Origin of the sequence: Intestinibacter sp. (assembly GCF_051866655.1) — a bacterium.
Classification (GTDB): Bacteria; Bacillota; Clostridia; order Peptostreptococcales; family Peptostreptococcaceae; genus Intestinibacter.
Genome location: NZ_JBJDXL010000457.1, coordinates 1 through 2,663 on the forward strand (window position 1 = coordinate 1; position 2,663 = coordinate 2,663).

Consider the following 2,663-nt stretch of genomic DNA (forward strand, 5'->3'; position numbering starts at 1 on the left):
TTAATTTTACTTGAGCTAACGCTATTAAAGAACTCATTTCATCTATATTTAAATTGTTTACCATTGATCTAACTTTTTTAGAACTAAACATACTTGAATGTTCTTGTCGAAACATAATACACCTCTTCCTGATTTAGGTAATTTATAATAAAAATACATAATCTCGAATTTTTTTACTTTCATGTAAATTCTTGATTATATTATGTCCCAACAAAATTTATTTCATACATAATCTCACAAAATCATTAAACATATTCATAATGGTTCTAAGTTGAGTATATTTACAATTCCTTATAAATAAGAAAATAGAGCAACATCAACTGTCACCCTATTTTTGATCTATTGATTTTTATAAACAATCAAATTATCTTATTTGACCATCGCCAAATATAATATATTTAGTAGTTGTAAGCTCTTTAAGTCCCATAGGTCCTCTAGCATGAAGCTTTTGAGTACTTATACCTATTTCTCCACCAAATCCAAATTCTCCACCATCAGTAAATCTTGTAGAAGCATTTACATATACAGCAGCTGCATCTACTCTTTGTAGGAATTTTTGGCTGTTTCTATAGCTTTCAGTAACTATAGACTCAGAGTGTCCTGTATTGTATTTATTTATGTGTTTTATAGCTTCGTCGACATCTTTTACTACTTTTACAGCTATTATAAGATCTAGATATTCAACTCCCCATTCTGGTTCATCGATTACTTTTACATCGTTTACTATAGCTTGAGTTTTTTCGCATCCTCTTACATCAACGCCTTTATCTCTTAATTCTTTAACTATCATTGGAACGAATTCATCTGCTATTGCTTCGTGAACTAATAATTTTTCTGCAGCGTTGCAAACTCCTGGTCTTTGAACCTTTGCATTTAAAACTATAGCCTTTGCCATCTCGAAATCAGCACTTTCATCTACATAAATATGACAGTTTCCTGTTCCTGTTTCGATTACTGGAACTGTGGCATTTTGCACAACTGCTTTTATAAGTCCTGCTCCACCTCTTGGAATTAAAACGTCTATATAATCGTTAAGTCTCATCATTTGAGTGGCAGTTTCTCTAGAAGTATCTTCAACTAATTGTACGCAAGCTTCTGGTAATCCACTTCTCTTTATCCCTTTAACTAAAGCCTTTGCTACAGCCTTATTAGAGTTTATAGCATCACTTGCGCCCTTTAGTATAACTGCATTTCCTGATTTTAAGCAAAGTCCAGCAGCATCACTTGTTACATTAGGTCTTGATTCGTATATTATTCCTAAAACTCCCATTGGAACTCTCTTTTGTCCTATTTGAAGTCCATTAGGTATTTGCCACATATTTACTACTTCACCTACTGGATCTTTTAATTTTACTATATCTAAAAGAGCATTTGCCATACCTTCTATTCTGCCTTCATCAAGTGATAATCTATCAAGTAAAGCATCAGATATTCCCTTTTCGATAGCATTTTGTCTATCTATTTCATTTGCTTTTATTATTTCTTCCTTCGCATTTATTAGCTCCTCTGCCATAAAAGTTAAAGCCTGATCCTTTTGTGCAGTTGAAGCTATTCCTAATTCATAAGCAGCTTCTTTTGCTTTTTTTCCCATTGAAATTAACATAAATCCTACCTCCTATTTTTTCGCAGTAAATAAAGTTCCTATTTCTTCCCCTGATAATATTTCAGAAATAATCGCTGGATCCTCTCCATTTGCCAAAACTAAATTGACACCTGCTTTAGTAGCCTTTTGAGCTGCAGATACCTTAGTCGCCATACCGCCAGTTCCCAAGCTTGAACCTGCGCCACCTGCACAGGCTTCTATTTCCTCAGTAATCTCGTCAATTTGTTTTATTAATTGTGCATCTTCATTTTCCTTTGGATTGCTATCGTAAAAACCGTCTATATCAGATAATATAATCAATACATCTGCATTTATAAGTACAGAAACTATAGCTGATAAGTTGTCATTATCACCAAATTTCGCTATATTTTCTAGCTCATCTATTGAAACTGTGTCATTTTCATTTACTATAGGGATAATTCCCTTGTTCAATAAAAGTTCAAAAGTATTACATACATTTTCTTTAATATGTTCGTCTTCTATTACGTCTCTAGTCAAAAGTACTTGACCTACTATATGAGAATATTCTCCAAAAAACTTACTGTATATGTGCATTAATTCACATTGTCCAATTGATGCTAATGCTTGTATTTCTCTAATATTTGTGGGCTTTTCTTTCAATTTCAATTTACCAACTCCAACACCTACTGCTCCAGATGTCACTAAAGTTACTTCTTTTCCTGAGTTTACTACATCAGATAAAACTCTTGTTAATTTCTCAATTCTGCCTAAGTTAATTTGTCCATTTTCGTAAGTTAAAGTCGATGTCCCTACCTTTACTACGATTCTTTTTGCATTTTTTACATTTTCTCGAAAGCCCATTTCTTAAATCTCCTTACTGTGTTTCTATTCATAATATATTTTTGAAAATATTAATATTTATTATAACACATATTTTATTATTATTTTTTAAATAATTGTTCATTATTAATTTTTTTAACTTATCTTTAACTTATAGTGTATAATATTTATATCAAAATATAATCGAGGAGATGATAAAATGCTTAAGCAAGATTACTTACTTAGACAAATAGAAAGTTTGGCTATGTCACTATCAAAG

2 protein-coding genes are annotated in these 2,663 nt (G+C 31.5%); both read right to left on the reverse strand.

Annotated features, from left to right (window positions below):
- Window positions 1-364: 364 nt before the first annotated feature.
- Entirely contained in the window at window positions 365-1,603 is a 1,239-nt protein-coding gene (locus tag ACI3VO_RS13705) for a glutamate-5-semialdehyde dehydrogenase (RefSeq protein WP_439758455.1), read from the reverse strand.
- Between the two features lie 12 nt (window positions 1,604-1,615).
- Complete coding sequence (gene proB / locus ACI3VO_RS13710; RefSeq protein ID WP_439758456.1) at window positions 1,616-2,425, reverse strand: glutamate 5-kinase; 810 nt, start codon at window positions 2,423-2,425, stop codon at window positions 1,616-1,618.
- Window positions 2,426-2,663 lie beyond the last annotated feature (238 nt).

Coding starts and splice junctions, on each gene's coding strand:
- ACI3VO_RS13705 (WP_439758455.1), bottom strand. CDS start 1,603: ATGTTAATTTCAATGGGAAAAAAAGCAAAAGAAGCTGCTTATGAATTA.
- proB (WP_439758456.1), bottom strand. CDS start 2,425: ATGGGCTTTCGAGAAAATGTAAAAAATGCAAAAAGAATCGTAGTAAAG.